The organism is Notoacmeibacter ruber, from assembly GCF_003668555.1.
GTDB classification, from domain to species: domain Bacteria; phylum Pseudomonadota; class Alphaproteobacteria; order Rhizobiales; family Rhizobiaceae; genus Notoacmeibacter; species Notoacmeibacter ruber.
The window spans coordinates 1126731-1141128 of sequence record NZ_RCWN01000001.1; the positions used below are offsets into that span (position 1 = coordinate 1126731).

At 60.0% G+C, this 14398-nt stretch carries 14 protein-coding genes; 3 read left to right on the top strand and 11 right to left on the bottom strand.

Translation table 11 applies throughout. From position 1 onward, the window contains the following. Positions 1 to 10: 10 nt before the first annotated feature. Positions 11 to 676 (bottom strand): hypothetical protein, encoded by a 666-nt coding sequence (locus D8780_RS05300; RefSeq protein ID WP_245412271.1) that lies wholly within the window; start codon positions 674 to 676, stop codon positions 11 to 13. Next, positions 658 to 951: a DUF3572 domain-containing protein gene (locus tag D8780_RS05305; RefSeq protein ID WP_121644673.1), complete on the bottom strand. Its 294-nt coding sequence runs from the start codon at positions 949 to 951 to the stop codon at positions 658 to 660. Before D8780_RS05305 ends, D8780_RS05300 begins: the two co-directional genes overlap by 19 nt. A 168-nt stretch (positions 952 to 1119) precedes the next feature. On the opposite strand from D8780_RS05305, the gene D8780_RS05310 reads away from it, so the two are divergent. Both D8780_RS05310 and D8780_RS05315 read left to right on the top strand, forming a co-directional pair. Beyond that, entirely contained in the window at positions 1120 to 1491 is a 372-nt protein-coding gene (locus tag D8780_RS05310; RefSeq protein ID WP_121644674.1) for a response regulator, read from the top strand. Positions 1492 to 1526: 35 nt separating this feature from the next. Next, positions 1527 to 2897, top strand: a complete 1371-nt coding sequence (locus D8780_RS05315; protein ID WP_121644675.1) for a PleD family two-component system response regulator — start codon at positions 1527 to 1529, stop codon at positions 2895 to 2897. Between the two features lie 349 nt (positions 2898 to 3246). On the opposite strand, the gene rpmG is transcribed toward D8780_RS05315, so the two are convergent. The 5 genes from rpmG to topA form a co-directional block, all read right to left on the bottom strand. Further along, positions 3247 to 3414, bottom strand: coding sequence for a 50S ribosomal protein L33 (rpmG, locus tag D8780_RS05320; RefSeq protein ID WP_094078020.1), 168 nt, complete (start codon positions 3412 to 3414; stop codon positions 3247 to 3249). Between the two features lie 114 nt (positions 3415 to 3528). Continuing rightward, positions 3529 to 4311, bottom strand: a complete 783-nt coding sequence (locus tag D8780_RS05325) for an NUDIX hydrolase (RefSeq protein ID WP_121644676.1) — start codon at positions 4309 to 4311, stop codon at positions 3529 to 3531. Continuing rightward, the gene (locus D8780_RS05330) at positions 4308 to 4763 is read right to left on the bottom strand and encodes a DUF983 domain-containing protein (protein WP_121644677.1); all 456 of its coding nucleotides are present in this window, start codon (positions 4761 to 4763) and stop codon (positions 4308 to 4310) included. The genes D8780_RS05325 and D8780_RS05330 overlap by 4 nt, the downstream gene beginning before the upstream one ends. Beyond that, complete coding sequence (gene rnr, locus D8780_RS05335) at positions 4760 to 7078, bottom strand: ribonuclease R (protein ID WP_121644678.1); 2319 nt, start codon at positions 7076 to 7078, stop codon at positions 4760 to 4762. Before rnr ends, D8780_RS05330 begins: the two co-directional genes overlap by 4 nt. Next, the gene (gene topA, locus D8780_RS05340) at positions 7078 to 9705 is read right to left on the bottom strand and encodes a type I DNA topoisomerase (protein WP_121644679.1); all 2628 of its coding nucleotides are present in this window, start codon (positions 9703 to 9705) and stop codon (positions 7078 to 7080) included. Before topA ends, rnr begins: the two co-directional genes overlap by 1 nt. A 254-nt stretch (positions 9706 to 9959) precedes the next feature. Between topA and D8780_RS05345 the strand changes: the two genes are divergently transcribed. Beyond that, positions 9960 to 10190 carry a hypothetical protein gene (locus D8780_RS05345; protein ID WP_121644680.1) on the top strand — a complete coding sequence of 77 codons (231 nt, stop codon included), beginning with the start codon at positions 9960 to 9962 and terminating at the stop codon, positions 10188 to 10190. A gap of 29 nt (positions 10191 to 10219) precedes the next feature. Here the strand turns inward: D8780_RS05345 and dprA are convergent, their stop codons facing one another. From dprA to D8780_RS05365, 4 genes are read right to left on the bottom strand one after another with little or no spacing between them, the layout of a single operon-like run. Next, positions 10220 to 11365, bottom strand: a complete 1146-nt coding sequence (gene dprA / locus D8780_RS05350) for a DNA-processing protein DprA (RefSeq protein WP_245412272.1) — start codon at positions 11363 to 11365, stop codon at positions 10220 to 10222. Beyond that, positions 11349 to 11984 carry a glycerol-3-phosphate 1-O-acyltransferase PlsY gene (gene plsY, locus D8780_RS05355; RefSeq protein WP_121644682.1) on the bottom strand — a complete coding sequence of 212 codons (636 nt, stop codon included), beginning with the start codon at positions 11982 to 11984 and terminating at the stop codon, positions 11349 to 11351. Before plsY ends, dprA begins: the two co-directional genes overlap by 17 nt. A gap of 39 nt (positions 11985 to 12023) precedes the next feature. Further along, positions 12024 to 13316: a dihydroorotase gene (locus D8780_RS05360; RefSeq protein WP_121644683.1), complete on the bottom strand. Its 1293-nt coding sequence runs from the start codon at positions 13314 to 13316 to the stop codon at positions 12024 to 12026. Further along, on the bottom strand, positions 13313 to 14269 hold the full coding sequence (locus D8780_RS05365; protein ID WP_121644684.1) for an aspartate carbamoyltransferase catalytic subunit: 957 nt from the start codon (positions 14267 to 14269) through the stop codon (positions 13313 to 13315). The genes D8780_RS05360 and D8780_RS05365 overlap by 4 nt, the downstream gene beginning before the upstream one ends. Positions 14270 to 14398: the final 129 nt, after the last annotated feature.

The window sequence follows — 14398 nt, forward strand, 5'->3', positions numbered from 1 at the left end:
GTCTCGCCGATCAGAGACCCAACGCCTTGCGCGCCGCCTCGGCCGCGCTGGACCAGTCCGACGCGGCAACGATCCCTTGCGGGAGCGGGGGCATGAGTTCGCGCATTTGCCTGTGCGCCATGAGGTGGATGAGCGTTGCGTCCGGCAGAGATTTGGCAACTGAGATCAGATTATAGGCCATATCATCGATAAAGGCGACGGGCGCGTCACGCCCGCCATGCAGCAGGGCGACCGCCGGACCCTTCGCCTTTTCGGTCGTGACCAGAGGATAGAGAACGGAGAGAGACGTCAGGAGAGCTTCGCGCGCTTCGAAATGCTGGTGCGGCATGGCGGTCAGCAGGACGATCTGCGCGCTGTCGGCGAGCGGCTCCAGCGCCTCCGGAAAACCGTCTGCCAGGACCTGCCATTCATGCTGAATATCGAAGAAACGGGTGACGAGCGCCTCGACCTCTGTCTTGCTGGCGACCTCTCCCTTGGCATCGAAAATATTGCCGTTCAGGGCAAATGTCAGAGGGCGGAACGTGTAGCCCTCCGACTGAAGCCAGCGCATGAACGGGCCTAGAAATTCGAGAACGACTTCATCGACATCGAGAACGAGAAGGGGGCGGTGATCGTTTGCTATGGCCTCGATCTGCCGCCGTGTCTGAGGATCGTCGCTCAAGGTTGTCGGTCCCATTCATCCTGTCCGCCGGGCAGGTGTCGCGCCGCTTTGGCGACCCGCTCCGGCGATATCCCCGATTGGTCGCAAAACGCCATCAATGTCGGTTCGTGCGCCAGAATGAATTGCAGAACCCCGCCCAGAAAACCCGGTTCGGCGGCTGCTGTCCGGATACGGTCGATCGTGATCCCGGTCAGTGACAGGAAGCGTGGCAGAAGATCCGAATCTCCAGCGATGAAGCCTAGTGCCTCAATCGCGATCGCTTCGGCTTCGTTTGGCTCGTCTGCACCCATAACCTTACCCCCGAACCGGATCGGGAAAATCTGCTCCCGACATTCCGGTTGTTGATGGGATAGCCGCAGGTTTGCGTTTCATCAATCAAATCGCTCTATTCTCTTGCGGAAATAAGCTTTTGGGAATTGTAAAACGTCCGCTGAGGGGACGGTGGAGAAAGGTCGGCCATGACCAAAACCGTGATGATCGTCGAGGATAACGAGCTGAATATGAAGCTCTTTCGCGATCTGATCGAAGCATCGGGCTACGAGACCGTTCGTACCAGGAATGGACAGGATGCACTGGACCTGGCGCGCGAGCACCGTCCTGATTTGATACTGATGGACATTCAGCTCCCCGGGCTTTCGGGCCTCGAAGTCACGAAATGGCTCAAGCAGGACGACGAGTTGCATACCATACCGGTCATCGCGGTCACGGCATTTGCCATGAAGGGCGACGAAGAGCGCATTCGCCAGGGTGGTTGTGAAGCCTACATTTCGAAACCGATCGCTGTCGGTTCATTTATGGAAACGATTCGCTCTTATCTGGGTGACGGCTAAATGGTCTATCGTTTCCGACTAGCGGGGCAGATCTCATGACAGCTCGAATTCTGGTGGTCGACGATGTTCCGGCCAATGTGCTGTTACTCCAAAGCCGGCTCAACGCCGAATATTTCGACGTCGTCACGGCGGAGAATGGGCCGCAGGCCCTGCAGGCCTGTGCGGAGAGCGCTATCGACGTCGTCCTGCTGGATATCATGATGCCGGTGATGGATGGATATGAGGTCTGCAGACGCCTGAAATCCGATCCCGAGACCGCTCATATCCCCGTGGTGATGGTCACAGCCCTCGATCAGCAGAGTGATCGGGTGAGAGGACTTGAAGCCGGAGCGGACGATTTCCTGACCAAGCCCGTTGATACGCTGCAGCTTCTCACGCGGGTCAAAAGTCTCGTTCGGCTGAAAAATCTCTCGGACGAACTGAGATTGCGGGCCGCGACCTCGCGAATGATTGCGATGAACACGCTCCTCGACGGACCCGAAAAGGCGACTCACGAGCGCAAGATCCTTCTGATCGATGAGCGGGACTCGTCTGCCGCCAACATTTGTGCATTGCTGGAAGGCTGGGCGACGATCAAGCACCAGCCGGACCCGCAGGCCGGCTTCTTCGAGGCCGTGGAAACCCTCCCGGAACTGGTCATGGTCGGGACAGGCTTCAAAGACTACGATCCCTTGCGCATTGTCGCGCAATTGCGTTCGCTTGAGCGCACGCGTTTTACCCCGCTTCTTCTCGTCGCCAATCCGGAAGAAACCGATATGGTTATGCGCGGACTGGAACTTGGGGTAAGCGACTATGTGACGCGTCCCGTCGAGCCTCAGGAACTCAAGGCCCGTATCGCCACGCAGATAAAGCGTAAGCAGTTTCATGAGGGATTGCGCGCCAGCCTCACTGAAACCCTTCAAATGGCGATAACGGATCCGCTGACGGGTCTTCATAATCGCCGTTATCTTGAAAACCATCTTCAGGCGCTGTTTGACCGCGCCCTGAAGCGTAAAAGTACCCTATCGGTGATGATGACCGATCTCGATCACTTCAAGCAGGTGAACGATGTCCACGGCCACGATGGCGGAGATGTGGTGCTGCGCGAGTTCGCGCAGAGATTGCGTCGCAATGTGCGGGGAATGGATCTGGCCTGCCGGTATGGTGGCGAGGAGTTCATTATCGTCATGCCCGATACCGATGCAGGTGCGGCCCAGCAGGTTGCTGAACGTCTGCGCATGGCGATCGAGACGACATCTTTCGATCTCGGTGCGGGCAAACCGAGCATCAATATCACCGTATCGATCGGTGTATCCTCATTGAATAGCCCGGACGATACGGTGAGCTCGCTTCTCAAGGCTGCTGATCGCGCGCTATATGCGGCCAAAGAGGGTGGACGCAACAAGGTGATTGCGACCGCGGCCTGATCTCGCAAAGGCCAGCCGCACGGAATTAACCACGAAACGGCATTCCGCGCTCTTATCGTTAAGAAACGGTTGATTTCAGAACCGAGTTGACGAATCGTATTATTACGAAACAGGCAGCGCTCATACTGCCTTGAGCGAATACCCCATGATGCTCAGGTCCGCCGCATCTCCTGGGTTCTTGGGGTCAGCCGGCCGGCGGCGTTCACATCGGTTTCCTCGTACCGAGAATGCCCGCCGGCCGGCCCTTTTTTATCACGCACCGCTTGAACGTTTTTCTGCAACTGTTTGAAATAAAAAAAAGCCGGACTTTGCAGCCCGGCCTGATATTCGATGGTGTAAGGTTGAGACCTTACTTGATCTTGGCTTCGCGGAATTCGACGTGCTTCTTGGCAACCGGATCGTATTTCCGCTTCACCATCTTTTCCGTCATGGTGCGGCTGTTCTTCTTTGCGACGTAGAAGAAGCCCGTGTCTGCAGTCGACTGCAATTTGATTTTGATGGTCGTGGCCTTCGCCATGGTCGTGTCTTCCACTTGTTCGAGAATTGCAAACGCGCCAGAGGGCGCGTTGCTCGCCCGGCGACAATCGTGCGCGGAGCAATAAGGATCAGAGCGCCAATGTCAAGCGTTCCCTTACAGTCGCTCCAGAACCATGTCTCCACGGCGCTCGAAATGCATCGGCACGCTCACCAGTCTTTGGAGATCGGAATCGGTCTGCAGACGCTCCACCAGGTGCGCTACGATGATGCGCGTGATGCCGGGAAGATTGTCGCTTCCGACCGCCTCTTCGATGGGGAGCCAGGTCAGGTCCGAAAGTTCCTGGGTTGGACCGCCCTCCGGCAGTTCATGGGCAACGGCCTCGTCGCGCCAGCACGCAAAAAAGCGGGTGTCGAAACGTCGTACCCGGCCCGGAGGTGTGATCGCCCGCGCGATGAAGCGCAGTTTGGAAAGGTCAGGAACGATACCGTGATCGCTGAACGCTTCCCATCCGGCGGCCAGAAAACGCTCGGTTGAGGCGCGCTTTCCGATGAACAGGCCGGCCTCTTCATAAGTTTCCCGAACTGCGGAGAGGGCAGTCGCCGTCGCACGCCGTGGGGTGAACCGCTTCACGGTGCCTGCCGTCAGCTTTTTCAGATCGTCGGCGCGAAGGTCATGACCTTCGCTGAGAGGAACCCGGGAATCGCCAGGGTCGGTTCGGCCACCCGGAAAGACGTAACGATTGGCCATGAAAGCGTGTTTGCCGTGGCGCTTTCCCACGAGAACCCGCACATCCTTTGCCGAGCGGTCGAGCACAAGGAGTGTCCCGGCGTCCCTAGGGCGAATAGCGCGGCCCTTGCCTTGCGTCGCATCCTTCGGATCGGTGCTGCGCGGGTCGGCCGGGGCCCCCTTCGGCAATTGCGAGGCGAAATCACTCATAACCGTCCTCGCGGATCGGAGGGATGGTCTTCGATGTCATCGGCGTCATCGCCAAAACCGTGCATGTAGAGAGCCCATTGCAGGCCGACGACGGCGCCCTTGGTGGGCGGTAGGAGCGCGATCACCGAGATAAGCGTCAGAATGCTCCAGACGACCATGTGCGTGACCATCGACCAGTCGACGAGTTTCTCGGCTCCCATATAGGCGCCGACAATGATGTGCCCGACGACGAACACGACGAGATAAGCCGGCAGATCGTCTGCACGATGGTGGAAGATTGGTTCCTCACAGACGGCGCAATGATCGACCGTCGTGACATAGCTGGCAAACAGTTTCCCTTCGCCGCAGCGGGGGCAGCGCATGAGGAAGCCGCGCAGCACCGAGCGGCCGACGGGTCGCGCCGGACGTCCGCTGTGTCGTTCTCCGCCAAACTGCGAAATATCGTCGTTCATCGACTCTTTCCTCCGCTCCGCCCCTTGCGAACCCGTTTCTGGCCGTTCTTGCCCTTGGCATTCGCGGACCGGGCACGGCGCTGACCGGCCTTCGCCTTGCTGCGCGAACGTCCGACACCATCCAGCTTGTGCGGATCGGTTTGCATCTCAAGAAGGATCGAACCGGCTAGCGGCTGCACCTCCAGAAGCTTGACTTGGACCGGATCCCCGATGCGCCAGCCGAGGCCTGTGCTATCGCCGCTCAGTGCGAAAGCCGCTTCGTCGTAATGATAGTATTCGTCGCCCAACGACGAAATCGGCACGAAACCATCAGCACCGAACTGGTCGAGCTGGACGAAAAGGCCGCTCTTCGTGACACCCGTGATGCGGCCATCGAAGCCTTCGCCGATACGTTCGGCAAGGAAGCCTGCCGTCAGGCGGTCGACGGTTTCCCGCTCTGCCATCATGGCTCGGCGTTCCGTCCCTGAGATGAGCGCGGCAATATCGTCCAGCCGCTCCTGCTTCTCGTCGGAAAGGCCGTCATCGCCGAGGCCGAGAGCGGCGATCAGGGCGCGATGCACGATCAGGTCGGCATAGCGCCGGATCGGCGAGGTGAAATGTGCGTAGCGCGAAAGTGAAAGACCGAAATGGCCGAGATTATAAGGGCTGTAGACGGCTTGGCTCTGGGTCCTGAGAACGATCTCCGACGCCATGGCTTCATAGGGGCCACCGCGGGTCCGCTCCAGAATGCCGTTGAAAGCGCTGGAGTCGAGAGCGGGGCCGCGCTGGAGCGACTGGCCGATCGTCTTCAGAAATTCCCGCAGCACTTCCTGCTTGGCGAGCGAGGGTTCGTCGTGAACCCGGTAGATCAGCGGATGCTTCTTACGCTCGAGCGTTTCGGCGGCGCAAACATTGGCCTGGATCATGAATTCCTCGATCAGCCGGTGGGCGTCGAGGCGAGGGGGCACTTCGATCCGGTCGATCGTACCATCCTCTTTCAGGCGGATCTTCCGTTCCGGCAGATCGAGCTCCAGCGGCCCGCGGCTTCTGCGTCCCTGCGAAAGGACACGATAGGCTGACCAGAGTGGTTCCAGAACCGTTTCCAGAAGAGGCTGCGTCTTGTCGTTCGGTGCGCCGTCGATGGCCGTCTGCGCGTCCTCGTAGGCCAGCTTGGCAGGCGAACGCATCAGAACGCGATGGAAGGAGTGCCGCACCTTCTTGCCGCCGGAATCGAACACCATCCGCACGGCGAGAGCAGGGCGGTCTTCACCTTCCTGAAGCGAGCAGAGATCGTTCGAGATGCGCTCGGGCAACATCGGGACGACGCGGTCGGGGAAATAGACCGAGTTGCCGCGTTTCAGCGCCTCGCGATCCATGGCCGTGCCAGGCCGCACATAAGCGGCGACGTCGGCGATGGCGACGGTCACGATCTGCCCGCCCGGGTTTTTCTCGTCCGCATCCGGTTCTGCAAAAACCGCGTCGTCATGGTCTTTCGCATCAGCCGGGTCGATGGTGATGAGCGGCACGTCGCGCCAATCCTCACGGCCCTCGGCTGATACCGGCTTCGCATTCTGCGATTCAGCGATCACCTCGGCAGGAAAGACATGTGGAATGCCGTGGGCGTGTATGGCAATGCCCGAGACAGCCCGCTCGGTGCCGAGCTCTCCGATCACCTCTTCGACCGATCCGCTTGCAAGGCCTCGCCGATTGCCCCGGTTCGGCGAGACTTCGACCAGATCACCCGGCTTTGCGCCAGCAAGTCCACCATCGGGAAGAACCAGCTCATCCTGCCGGCGCTCCACGGGTTCCAAGCGGAATGAACCATCCTTCAACTGCCGGACAACGCCCAGAACACGACCTTCCGACTTGTCGAATATCTTGATGATCCGCGCCGTATAGGCGACGCCATCGTCGTTTTTAGATGGAAATATCTTTGCCAGCGCCTCATCGCCGATCCCTGGCACCCGGCGTTCGTCCTTACGCAGTTTGACGGCAATCGCCGGTGGGAAGCCATCGGCCTCCTGGTCCCAGTTTCTCGGACGGGCCATCAGGCCGCCATCGGCATCCCTGCTCATGATGACGATCGGCGTAACGGGCGGTAGCTGGCCAGGAATCCGCACCTTTCGCCCTTCAGCATCGAGCAGGCCCTCATCGGCCATTTCCTGCAGCAGGTCGCGCAGCACCGCGCGCTCCGCGCCCTTGATGCCGAAATGCCGGGCGATCTCGCGCCGGCTCGCCGCATGCGGATTATCTTTCAGGTAAGCGAGTATGCTATCGCGATCCGGGACGGCCTGCACCCGCTTCGAGGACGGACCATCGGCCTTTCGCTTCGCCATCAGTCCTCTTTCGCCTTCGTGTCTGTCTTCTTCTTGGCAGGCGCCTTCTTTTTCGCTGTCGCCTTTTTCTTGGCCGGGGCTTTCTTGGCGGCGCTCTTCTTCCCGCCGCCCTTTTCGATCTTCGCCGCAATCAGTTGAAGTGCTTCTTCCACCGTGATGCCGGCCGGATCCTTGCCCTTCGGCAGGGTCGCATTGACCTTGCCCCAATTGACATAAGGGCCGTAGCGCCCGTCACGCACGGTTATCGTCCCGCCCTCCGGATGATCGCCGAGTTCCTTGAGCGCCGCTGCCTTGGCGCGGCCCCGCCCGCCATTTTTGGCCTTCTCGGCGATGACGGTTACGGCGCGGTTGATGCCGATGGAGAAGACGTCGTCGACGGTCTCCAGATTGGCATACTTTCCGTCATGCAAGAGGAATGGTCCATAGCGCCCGATACCGGCCGAGATCATCTTGCCGCTTTCCGGATGCTGGCCAACGTCGCGAGGAAGGTTGATCAGCGCGAGCGCCTTTTCGTGATCGATATCGTCGACCGACCAGCCCTTGGGGATGGAGCCCCTCTTGGCTTCCTTGCCTTCGCCACGCTGGATATACGGCCCAAACCGTCCGCTTCGCAGCGTGATTTCTTCGCCCGTATGGGGATCAGTGCCGAGATTTTTCGGACCGTCTCCCAGCCCGGCAGCTGCCTCGTCTCCTTCCGCCGGCCCATCGAGCTGACGCGTGAAGTTGCAGTCCGGATAGTTGGAACAGCCGACAAACGCGCCGAACTTGCCGAGCTTGAGGGACAATTCGCCTGTCCCGCATTTCGGGCAGGAACGCGGATTCGTTCCGTCCCCCCGATCAGGGAAAGCCACAGCGGCCAGTTCATCGTTGAGCCGGTCGAGAACATCAGAGACGCGCAGCTCCTTCGTGTCGTCGACATGCGCAGAGAAGTCGCGCCAGAACCGGGCGAGCACGTCCTTCCACTCGGCCTTGCCATCCGATATTTGGTCGAGCTCTTCTTCGAGCCCGGCGGTGAAATCGTATTCCACATATTTGTCGAAGAAGTTCTCCAAAAACGCCGTGACGATGCGGCCGCGGGATTCGGGAACGAGCTTGCGACTTTCCACCTTAACGTAATTGCGGTCCTGCAAGGTCTGCAAAGTCGCGGCATAGGTCGATGGCCGTCCGATGCCGAGCTCTTCCATTTTCTTGATCAGGCTGGCTTCCGAGTAGCGGGGTGGCGGCTCGGTGGTCGACTTGGTGACTTCGATTGCTTCGCGCCTGGCCTCTTCGTCCGCACGGATCTCCGGCAGGCGGCGTTCGTCGTTCTCGTCGTCCTTGTCGTCTTCGTCCCGCTGGTCGGTGTAAGCGGCGAGGAAGCCGTCGAATCGAATAACCTGTCCATTGGCGCGGAGCGTCGCCGGGGCTCCGCCGCCAGAGGCGATAAGTTCGACAGTGGTGCGCTCAAGATCGGCAGCCGCCATCTGGCTGGCGATGGCACGTTTCCAGATCAGGTCGTAAAGGCGGAACTGATCGGGATCCAGAAAGCGCTTCACGCTGGAGGGCGTTCGGGTGAAGTCGGTCGGACGGATCGCTTCGTGCGCTTCCTGAGCGTTCTTTGCCTTTGTCGAATAATGCCGCGGCTTCTCCGGCACATAGCGATCGCCGAACTCCGCTCCAATGGCAGAGCGGGCGGCGCTGACGGCCTCCGGCGCCATCTGGACGCCATCGGTACGCATATACGTGATGAGACCGGCGGTTTCGCCGCCAATGTCGACACCTTCATAAAGGCGCTGCGCGACTTGCATCGTACGGGATGCCCCGAAGCCCATGCGCGACGACGCCGCCTGCTGCAAACTCGACGTCGTGAAAGGAGGTCCGGGATTGCGTTTGCCGGGCTTCGCTTCGACGCTTTCGATGCGGAAGCTAGACTGGTTGAGAACCGTCTCGATCCGCTTGGCGTAGTCTTCGTCCTTGATGTCGAGCTTGTTGGTCCGCTTGCCGTCAAACGTCGTGAGGCGAGCGGAGAAACTGTCGCCGCGAGGCGTCAGGAACGTCCCGGCCACCATCCAATAATCTTCGCGGACGAAGCGTTCGATTTCAGCTTCGCGGTTACAGACGAGCCGCAAGGCGACCGACTGCACACGACCGGCCGAACGGCTGCCAGGCAGCTTGCGCCACAGCACGGGTGAAAGAGTGAAGCCGAAGAGATAGTCGAGTGCGCGGCGCGCCAGATAGGCGTTGACCAGATCGTCATCGATCCGTCGCGGGTTGGCCATCGCCTCAAGAACGCTCTTCTTGGTAATCGCGTTGAAGACGACGCGGCTGACCGGTTTGTCTTTCAAGGCGCGCTTCTTGTTGAGAACGTCGAGCACATGCCACGAGATCGCTTCGCCTTCGCGATCGGGGTCGGTCGCGAGAATCAGGTGATCGGCATCCTTCACGGCTTTTGCTATCTCGGTGAGCCGCTTGTTGGAGGCCGTGTCGACCTGCCAGCTCATCGCGAAATCCTCATCCGGCAGAACCGAGCCGTCTTTGGGAGGCAAGTCGCGGACATGCCCGTATGAGGCCAGAACCTTATAGTCCTTGCCGAGATATTTATTGATGGTCTTCGCCTTGGCTGGCGACTCGACGACGACAACGTCCATGGAATTTCCAATATCTCTTAGCTGCGCTCGGCAACGCGAATGGCGCTTCACATGGCTGTGTGAGCGCATCGGGTCAAGTCCGACCCGCATCGATCAGGTCACAGATCGGGAACTCTGGAAGTTCAGATGAGGCACTCGTCAGCATTCAGAATGCGTGAGTCAATGGTTGTAGGAAATTTTTCTTTACAATTTTAAGGAGTGATTTAAATGTAATTGACCTTACCTAGCGAGAACCCGCCGGACTGGAGGCCAGGATGAGCAGATCGAATCACAGGACTGAGACGCTTGATTACCTCCAGTCCATGTTACGCGAGCTCGTTCTTCTTGCGCAGTCCGAACGGTACGACATACTCGCCTACATGATTGAGATGGCGTATATCGAATGTAGCGACGTAATACGCGGTGAACGGCCGCATCGCCTTCCCGCGCCGACAAACGGTAGTAACGAAGAGCGTGCGGAAACGCCGGAACAACTGGCCGGCTGACCGCTTGGACCCACGCGGTTCGCGTGGTTCTATTCAGACGGCAATCGCTGGACCCTGTTGCCGGGAAGTCTTTCGACACGGCCGGCCAGCGCAAGTTCCAGCAGGTGAACCAGAACGGCCGATGCCGGCAGACCGGTATGACGGATCAGTTCGTCGATCTCGACGGGTGAAAAATCCAGCGCGCCGATAATAGCGTCCCGTTCATTCTCGTCCGGTTCATAATCCGGTTGCTCGGGCTCGCCGGCAAGAATGGCCGCTTCACCTTCTGACTTCATTTCCTGCGGACGCAAATCCTCGATGATATCATCCGCCGATGTGACAAGGATGGCGCCGTTGCGGATCAAACCGTTGCTGCCCTCGCTTCTTGGATCGAGTGGTGACCCCGGCACGGCGAAAACATCGCGCCCGAGTTCAGTTGCCAGCCGCGCCGAAATGAGTGAGCCGGAACGCTTGGCTGCCTCGATCACGACGAGGCCGATGCCGAGTGCGGCGACAATCCGGTTGCGGCGGGGAAAGTCTCTTGCCGTGGCGCGCCAGCCGATCGGTCTTTCGCTGATGACCGCTCCCTGTTCCGCGATGATGGCATCCATAAGCGGTATATTTTCCGGAGGATAGGGCTGATCGAGACCGCCCGCCAAAACCGCCACGGTGCGATAGGGCAATGCGGCTTGATGCGCGGCAGCATCGATACCACGCGCCATTCCTGAAACGGTGCCATACCCAGCTTCACCCAGGTCGGCGGCAATCTTTCGTGCCATTTTGATGCCGGTAATCGAAGCATTGCGGGCCCCCACGATCCCGACGAGCCGGTCCGAATAGGCGCTAGAGGATCCCGTCATGCAGAGGATAGGCGGCGGCATCTCGGAGCGTGCGAGAATGGCGGGATAGTCCGGCTCGCCAATCGCGACGAACCGAAAGCCGTGTTTGGCGGCCACCTCGAATTCGCGCCGAATAGCGCTTTCATCGGCGACTTGGGGTAATTTTTTGGCACCGCCGCGTGCGGCCATTTCGGGCAGGGCAGCGAGCGCAAGTTCGGCGGATCCAAAGCGATTGATGAGGCTGCGGAAGCTGGCGGGCCCAACGTTTTCGCTTCGGATGAGTCGTAGCCAGGCAAAACGCTGCCGGTCCGAAAGGCGGGGCGCGACAGGAGCGCTCTCGTCAGCCGTCTTGGTCACGCTTCTTTCCCATGCGCGGTTCGGTGCCATTGATCAGTCGGCGGATGTTCCCGTGATGCTTGGCATAGACGATAAAACTCATCACGAGGAAGAAGACGGCGATCCGTTCATAGTCCAGAACGTAAAGAAAGATCGGAACGACAATTGTTGCGATCAGGGCAGAGAGCGAAGAAATCCGCGTAATCGCTGCGCACCCGATCCAGGACACGAGAAAGGCGAGGAAGCCGGGCCAGGCCAATCCGAGCAAGACGCCGAGATAGGTCGCGACGCCCTTGCCGCCCTTGAAGCGGAGCCAGACGGGAAAAAGGTGTCCGAGAAAGGCTCCGAGCCCGGCGGCCATGGCCGGATAGGACGCCATACCGTTCTGACGGCCCCACCAAAGCGCCAGAAGAACAGGCAGCGTGCCCTTCAACGCGTCGGCGAGAAGGGTCAGCGCAGCCAAGCCTTTATTGCCGGTGCGCAGCACATTTGTCATGCCGATATTGCCCGAGCCGATCGTCCTGATATCGCCGAGACCTGCCATGCGGGTAATGACGAGACCGAAGGGAACCGAGCCGCAGAGATAGCCTCCGGCCAGCGCCAGCAATATGGCCGCGAGTAGTTGACCCGATAGCTCCATAGATGCCCTCCCAGACTTCTGACCGTTCGGGCGAGGCCCCTAGTCGTTGAGCTCGAAGACAGTCTCGCCGGAGACCATCGTCCGCAATACCCGGCCGCTCATCCGTGCGTTTTCAAAGCAACTGTTGCGCGAATGCGAGCGGAGATCCTTGTCCGAGACCTCCCATGGCGCGTCAAGATCGATAATCGCGATATCGGCTTTCGCACCGGGGCGGAGCGTACCGTAAGGCAGGCCGAACAAGGAAGCGGGCGCGCTGGTCACCACTTCAATGGCACGCATCAGGGGAAGGGTGCCGTCGTGGACCCGACGGAGCAGTGCTGCCAGAAGCGTTTCCAGACCAATCGCGCCTGGCGCAGCCTCGTCGAAAGGAAGACGCTTGGTATCGACATCCTGCGGATCGTGGCTTGATACGACGATATCGATCGTCCCATCCGCCAACGCATTGGCCATCGCATGGCGCTCCAACTCGTCGCGCAGCGGCGGGGAAAGCCGGTAGAAGGTGCGGTAGCCCTGCACATCGTTCTCGTTGAGCGACAGGTGATTGATAGAAACGCCGGCCGTCACGCGATGCCCATTGTCCTTGGCGCGGCGAATGGCATCGGCGCTCATTACACAGGATATCTTGGCCGCGTGGTAGCGCGCGCCCGTCAGGGCGGCGAGCGCCAGATCGCGCTGTAGAGGAATGAGTTCGGCCTCGCGGGGAATGCCGGGCAAACCCATGAGCGTCGCCAGCTTACCTTCGTTCATGACGCCGTTGGCCGCCAGCGCATTATCCTGCGTTTCCATGGCGATCAGAGCGTCGAAATCCCGCGCATAGCTCATCGCCCGCCGCAGCACGACGGGATTGTCCAGAGTGTGGCGACCATCGGTGAAGGCGACCGCTCCGGCTTCCCGCAAAAGGCCGAACTCGGTCATTTCGCTACCGCCCAGGCCGCGCGTGACGGCTGCAGCCGGATGAATGCGGACAAGCGATGTGGCTCTTGCTGTCCGCAGGACATATTCGACCAGCGAGGGCTGGTCCATCACGGGACTTGTGTCCGGCATCATCACGAGAGAGGTGACGCCGCCGGCCGCCGCTGCTTCGGAAGCAGAGCGGATCGTCTCGCGGTGCTCGAAACCGGGTTCACCGATGAAGACCCTGCCGTCGACAAGCCCGGGAGCAATGACGTGACCTCTGCAATCGATGATGGTCGCGCCTTCCGGAGCGCCCTGGTTGAGACCGTCAGGGCCTGCGCCGACGATTTTGTCATCCTCGATCAGAACGGCGCCGATCGTATCCATCCGGCGCGAAGGGTCGACGATGCGGCCATGCGTGAGAAGTGTCGTGCTCATACGCCGCCCGCCTCATTATGAGAGGGACCAGCGAGCAGCTCCAGCACCGCCATGCGGACTGCCACGCCCATTTCGACCTGTTCCTCGATCACGCTTTGCGGCGCATCGGCCATCAGGCTGGCGATCTCGACACCGCGGTTCATGGGGCCGGGGTGCATGACGATGGCGTCATCCTTCGCGAGCGCAAGCTTGTCGGCATCGAGCCCGAAAAACCGGAAATATTCTCTCACGCTTGGCACGAAGCCGCCTGCCATGCGCTCGCGCTGCAGACGCAGCATCATCACGACATCGGCATCGCGAAGTCCGTCTTCCATCCGGTTGAAGACTTCCACGCCGAATTCCTCGATACCGGATGGCATGAGCGTTGAGGGGCCGACCAATCGCACCCGGGCGCCCATCTTGCCGAGAAGGAAGATGTTGGAACGCGCTACACGGCTGTGCAGCACGTCGCCGCAAATGGCGACGGTCAGATTTTGAAGGGAGCCCTTATGCCGCCGGATCGTCAGCGCATCGAGAAGCGCCTGCGTGGGATGTTCGTGTTGGCCGTCGCCGGCATTGACGACGGCGCATTCGACTTTCTGCGCCAGAAGCTCGGCGGCGCCGGAACTGCCATGCCGGATCACGAGGATATCAGGCCGCATTGCGTTGAGCGTCATCGCGGTATCGATGAGTGTCTCGCCCTTCTTCACCGAAGAGGAGGCCACGCTCATATTCATAACATCGGCGCCCAGACGTTTGCCCGCGAGCTCGAAAGAGGCCTGCGTTCGCGTCGATGCTTCGAAGAAGAGATTGATCTGGGTTCGTCCGCGCAGCGCGGACGTTTTCTTGTCGGGTCGTCGTGAGACCTCGACGGCCTTGTCGGCCTTATCCAGAAGAAATTGAATATCGAGCTCGGAAAGGTTGCGAATGCCGAGCAAGTGACGGGAGGAAAGGGAGTGTGTGCCGACCACCATAGTTGCGTCTGATAGTCCTGTACCGGTTTCGCCGCAAGCGCTCTTCGTCATTCAATAACAGGCGATTGTCCTGACTGCGATGCCGTGAAACATGGGGCCGGCAAGTTATAGTGGGAATCGATTCGACCG